The sequence below is a fragment of the uncultured Kiloniella sp. genome (assembly GCF_937128705.1).
Classification (GTDB): domain Bacteria; phylum Pseudomonadota; class Alphaproteobacteria; order Kiloniellales; family Kiloniellaceae; genus Kiloniella.
In genome coordinates, this window is sequence record NZ_CAKZMP010000101.1 from 1 (window position 1) to 5,579 (window position 5,579).

4 protein-coding genes are annotated in these 5,579 nt (G+C 42.8%); all 4 read right to left on the reverse strand.

What is annotated here, in order from left to right:
* Window positions 1-181: 181 nt before the first annotated feature.
* Entirely contained in the window at window positions 182-730 is a 549-nt protein-coding gene (locus tag Q0241_RS06150; RefSeq protein WP_299374729.1) for a hypothetical protein, read from the reverse strand.
* 1 nt (window position 731) lies between these two features.
* Window positions 732-3,992 carry a type I restriction endonuclease subunit R gene (locus Q0241_RS06155; RefSeq protein ID WP_299374732.1) on the reverse strand — a complete coding sequence of 1,087 codons (3,261 nt, stop codon included), beginning with the start codon at window positions 3,990-3,992 and terminating at the stop codon, window positions 732-734.
* A gap of 26 nt (window positions 3,993-4,018) precedes the next feature.
* Window positions 4,019-5,053 (reverse strand): virulence RhuM family protein, encoded by a 1,035-nt coding sequence (locus tag Q0241_RS06160; RefSeq protein WP_299374735.1) that lies wholly within the window; start codon window positions 5,051-5,053, stop codon window positions 4,019-4,021.
* A gap of 81 nt (window positions 5,054-5,134) precedes the next feature.
* On the reverse strand, window positions 5,135-5,579 hold a 445-nt coding region (locus Q0241_RS06165; protein WP_299374738.1), incomplete at its 5' end, for a restriction endonuclease subunit S.

The following is a 5,579-nucleotide window of genomic DNA, read 5'->3' on the forward strand; positions in this document are numbered from 1 at the left end:
TTTCAATCTGATATAGATAAAAGCATTGTCTCTTCGTCACAGTAAAAGCCATTACCAAGCGGCACACATCACCAAGCGGTTATGTAACTCGTTTTTGGACAAAAATCAGTTTCAATTTCCTCTCATCAAGAAAAAGTTAATTTCTCGATTTGCGCATTTATATTCAATAATGATGCATGTCTCAAATTTTGTATGGGTACGGGGGAGGAGGAATCCAATATTCACTATTGCAATCTAGTACCCAGTTTAAAATTTTTTTTTGGTAATTTTCTGGTTTTATTTGTAATAAAGGCTCTTGATTAAGCTTTGATAAAAAATATGAAATCCAGTAATCAGCAAGTGCTATGGGTTTAATAACTTCTTGAACCATTTGTATAAACTCTAAATCCGTCACTTTTGTGTCGATACAACCCGTTAAACCTTTACAAAGCCCATGAGCTATTGAGTTTCTAGCGATCCTCGCTTCATCAAAAATATCAAATAGCTCTGGGAGCATATCTTGGGGGAACATCTTATGTATATTGGAGGCTAACGTTCGAAACTTAACCACTTCATCCTTTAATACAGAAAGTGATAGTTCACCGATCTTAAATCTTGTAAGTAGACAGGTGTGATCACACAGACTATCAAACCGAGTCGCAACAATCAGACATCGTCCTAATACCGCGTGAAAAAACTCAGTCGTCTCAGTAATCTCAAAATCGGTAAGAAAAATGTCAGGGTCATTCATATCAATCACCTACTCTGCTTTTCTTGAAGTTCTCAGCTTGCTCAAAAATCTCTTTATACACTTCATCTCGGTCAATTGGTGGGTAGCCCCACTCATCAAGTAAGATGATCAGATCAAAGTGCAATTCAGCCTTAATATCATCTCTCTTGTTCCAGTCAGTGTATTTTGCTTTATCATTAATGACTTTTTTAACTTCTTTCGCTAGATCCGTTAATCGCTCTTCTGGGTAGGTAAAGTCGTATTTATGAGCCAGTGAGATCAGAATGTCGTAAAATGCTTTTTCTTCAAAATCTATTCCCATCTCACCGAAGGAAGCCATCTCTTCACGCAATTCGTTGTAGAGGTTGATAATCTCATCTGAAAAGTCAGTGATTACCTCTGAGCGAAGCACATCTTTTTCTTCACGCTCATTGTATCTTTCAACCAACATATTCATTTTCTTTGTGAAATCGACACCTTTCACTTTGTTGGTCTTTTTAAATTCCCCAATCGCTTTGGCAAGCATTTGCTGAAGTAGCTGAAGCTTAGTGTTTGGTTGTTTTACCATTTCCAACTTGGCGAGGTAATCTTCATCAAAAATATCAATCTCACCACCTTGATCATCACCGAGCTTAAATATCTCTTCTACCCCGTCACTCATCAACGCATCTTTGACCAAATCACGCACTTTACGGTTCATTTGATCTACATCAGGCGCACCGCCAGTAGTGATTTTAAAGACAATGGTTCTCACAGCCAGATAGTAATGAATCTTGTCTTTGTGGGATTGCTTTAGCTCATTGCTACCCACACAAATGTCATAAGCTGATTTAAGTCGCTTGGTTAAATCCATAAAGGTTTTTTCAAACTTTTTGGTTCTTAACGCATAATCAGCAGAAGCGTTTAAGCAATGTAATTGCTCTAGCGGTGTACCAGAAAAATAAGGTTTTGAGTCAAATTTATGAAACAATCCATCAAGCAAGCTCAGGTGATCTTTCACCACAATCACAGACTGTTTTATATCTTCCAAGTTTTGATCTTGCCCGCCCGTATATTGAGAAAGTGCAAGGTTCATCTGCTTTTTAATGCCGATATAATCGACCACTAAGCCATTTTCTTTCCCTTCAAATTTACGATTCACCCTTGAAATTGTTTGGATAAGATTGTGTTTCTGAAGTGGTTTATCAATGTAGATGGTATCGAGGAACGGCACATCGAAGCCCGTTAACCACATATCTACAACAATAGCGATTTTGAAATTTGATTTACCATTTTTGAACTGACGATCTAACTCTTTACGATATTCTTTATTACCCAACTTATGCCAGAGCGTTTTATCATCGTCTTTGTTACGAGTCATAATCATTTTAACTCGCTCCATCGGCTTCACTTTCTTCTTATCGCTTTCTGATAGGGTTGCACCGTCCTCACAGACTTTTACTTCATCCCACCCTGGGCGAAGCTCAATCAACTCTTTATAGAACTGATAAGCAATTTCACGACTGCTACAAACAAACATCGCTTTGCCTTTTTGAGTCGTACCTTCTTCGACACGGTTCTCGTAATGCTCAACAAAGTCTTTTGCAATAGATTTAATACGGTCAGGATCACCCAGTATGGTAGACATACTCGCCATTGCTGTTTTGCTTTTATCTATTTGATACTCGTTTGTACCAGCGTCTTCACATTTTTTGTAATATTTTTCAACTTCATCAAGCTGACGACCATCAAGCAGAACTTTTGCCGCTCGACCTTCATAAACGATACGCACGGTAATTTCATCAAAGACAGATTCTGTCATTGTGTAACTATCCACTACCGCACCAAATACATCGAGCGTTGCGTCAATCGGTGTACCTGTAAAGCCAACGTAAGTAGCGTTTGGTAAAGAGTCGTGAAGGTACTTCGCAAAGCCGTAAGTTTTCTTTACACCATCTTCAGTAACAGTGACTTTCTGTTCTAAATTGGTTTGGCTTCGGTGCGCTTCATCCGAAATGCAAATAACATTAGTTCGTTCAGTGAGTAGCGCTAAATCTTCGGTAAATTTATGAATAGTAGTAAGGAATACACCGCCACTTTTACGCCCTTTCAGGTGCTCACGTAGCTCACTTCGACTTTCTACGCTGATAATATTTTGATCACCCACATAAGCTTTTGCATTGGTAAATTGCCCTGCAAGCTGATCATCTAAATCGGTTCTATCAGTAATAAGAATGATGGTTGGGCTACCCAGCTCGACATCTTTCATCAATAGGCGAGACAGGAACAACATTGTGTAGCTTTTACCACAGCCCGTTGCGCCAAAGTATGTTCCACCTTTACCATTTCGTAAACCATCAGCATCAATCAAATTACCTTGGCTATCAACCAGCTTCATATGTTGTTTAATATTGGCAAAAAGCTTTGTGGCTGCGTAATACTGAGGGTAACGGCAAACAATCTTTTCTTGTTTACTTGAAGTGTCAGGCACGTAGATAAAATGACGAATCACATCGGTTAAACGTTGCTTATTGAACAAGCCGCTGATCATCGTAAAGAGTGAATCAATTCCTTCTTTATCCAGCTTTTCTTCACCCGTAATTTTACGCCAAGAGTAATAAAACTCGTATGGAGCAAAGTAAGACCCCATCTTATTATTAACCCCATCACTGATCACACATAAAGCGTTATATTTGAATAGCTCTGGGATGTCTCGGTCATAACGAGTGGTAAGCTGCTTATACGCATCATAGATAGTCGCTTCTTCACGAATAGCACTCTTAAATTCAAACACCACAAGAGGTAAGCCATTGATGTAAAGAATCCCGTCAGGGATACGCAGCTCATAGCCTTGTATCTCCATTTGGTTAACGATGCGATAAATATTACTGTCTTGCTTAGGCAAGTAACTCAAATCTGATTCAGCAACTTTAAACTGCTCTTGAGCCCCCGAGTCTAAGTTAGCGATAACACTTTCAAAATCAATTAGCTGAATGTACAAGTCTTTCTGGCTGGCATCTTCACGCTTGAGCAAAAACCCGTCTGACAGCCACTTCATAAACTGTTTGTTGCTGTCGTACAGGTCACTGGCAGGCAAAGTGTCCAGCATCCGCACTACTGACTCGATTTCGCCGGCGGTGATCCCCTCTCCGGCATAACGCTTGGCCAGATAGTTGCTCAGATCGTCCTTAATCAATACCTGATCTAAAGAGCGCACCAATTCCCCACCCGGCTGATGGGGGTAACCCTGCTCGCCCAGCAGTTGGATAATCGCCTGTTCCAGTTTGGCTTCGGTGAACTTCATATCCCTGATTCCCTGTTAAAAAGAGCTTACGGTTTGCCCTTGCCCGTAGTTTTAGATTTGATCTGTTTAGTCTGCTCGATCAGCGCATCAAAGTCGCTTTTGTGTTCAGTTAGGGCATCACGTCGCCGTATTTCAAACTGATCAAACTCGGCCTCTGCCAGTTGTTTCGCCACCGCAGCAGAGACGTGCCCGGCGTTCTGCAAGACATCGTGTTCGTTAAATTCCAAAAAGGCATCTAACTTATCGGCCCAGCTCTGCATCGTCATCGGGCGCTGTTTGGCGGCCTGGCTCTCAGCATAATCCAGATACATGGTCACAATCCGGTTCAACCCGGTCATCTCGTCCTGCGTCAGGTAGTTTTTCGCAACAGAAACATCTTTTTTACTCACCCGGCTCCCCGACCAACTGGTCAGCCCCATATTGGGCTGGGTGTTATCGGCCCGCGCCTGAATCAGCTCTGCTGCGGTATGGCCATGAATCGCCCAATGCAGTTTGTTCTGCACCGAGGCAAAGAACTGCTGGCTCAGCTCTGCGTTTTTGTTGTAATCCGCCGCAGTTACATAGATATCGGTGATCTTCTGATAGAAACGCCGCTCCGATGCCCGGATATCGCGGATACGCGCCAGCAGCTCATCAAAGTAATCAGCACTGAGGTCACGACCCGGATTTTTCAGGCGCTCGTCATCCATGGCGAAGCCTTTGATCAGATACGCTTTCAGTACCCGTGTCGCCCACTGACGGAACTGCACACCTCGGTTGGAACGCACCCGATACCCCACCGCCAGCACCGCTTCCAGATTGTAATGATCCAGCAGCCGCTCCACGTCCCGCGTGCCTTCGCGGGCAACTGTCCGGAATTTCCGGATCGTTGAATCAGGCTCCAGCTCACCCTCATCGTAAATATTAACCAAATGCTCGCTGATGGTTTTGGGCGACTTCTCATACAGCTCGGCAATCTGTCGCTGCGTCAGCCACAGGGTATCGTCCACCAATTTCAGTTGCAGGCGGATCGAACCGTCTTCCGAGGTAAAGATCTCCATGGGCAGGGCTGACGGGCTCATTGTGATCTCCTGCTTTGTGATCGCAGTGACTTAGTGGCCTGTTCCGGTTTGGCATTTATGGATTTCATCCTGATATCCTTTTTAGTTCAGTGCTTCAGCGGCCAGTTTTTCAGCTTCGGGAATTTGGAGTTCGCCGGAGATAAGTTTGGGTAACAAAGTGTCCCTTGTCATCTCAAGCTCTCTACTGCACCTTAGATTACTTAAAATCTTATCGAATAGCGGTTTCACGACTGCTGAGTATTTATTAGTTACTTTACTATTAGAGGCTGGAACTCGAATCGATTTAAAAGTATCTCTAGTTATCGTACTAAAAACGGAGCCATGACTTCTCTGCTGAAGACCCGAGACTTGGTATCTAATTAGGTAATAAACGAACTCATCTGAATACTCGCCTCTGCCATTTACTGCATAACAGGACTGGTTCATTGTCATAGGAGCAGCTACTAAAGCGCATTTGCCGACAGTCCCTCTCGCGCTGATAATAGTAGTGCCGGGACGCAGAATTTTTGTTGATGAATTGTCTATT

What these genes read in the sequence shown, in the direction of transcription:
- Q0241_RS06150 (WP_299374729.1), bottom strand. Translation starts at nt 730, where the DNA reads ATGAATGACCCTGACATTTTTCTTACCGATTTTGAGATTACTGAGACG.
- Q0241_RS06155 (WP_299374732.1), bottom strand. Translation starts at nt 3,992, where the DNA reads ATGAAGTTCACCGAAGCCAAACTGGAACAGGCGATTATCCAACTGCTG.
- Q0241_RS06160 (WP_299374735.1), bottom strand. Translation starts at nt 5,053, where the DNA reads ATGAGCCCGTCAGCCCTGCCCATGGAGATCTTTACCTCGGAAGACGGT.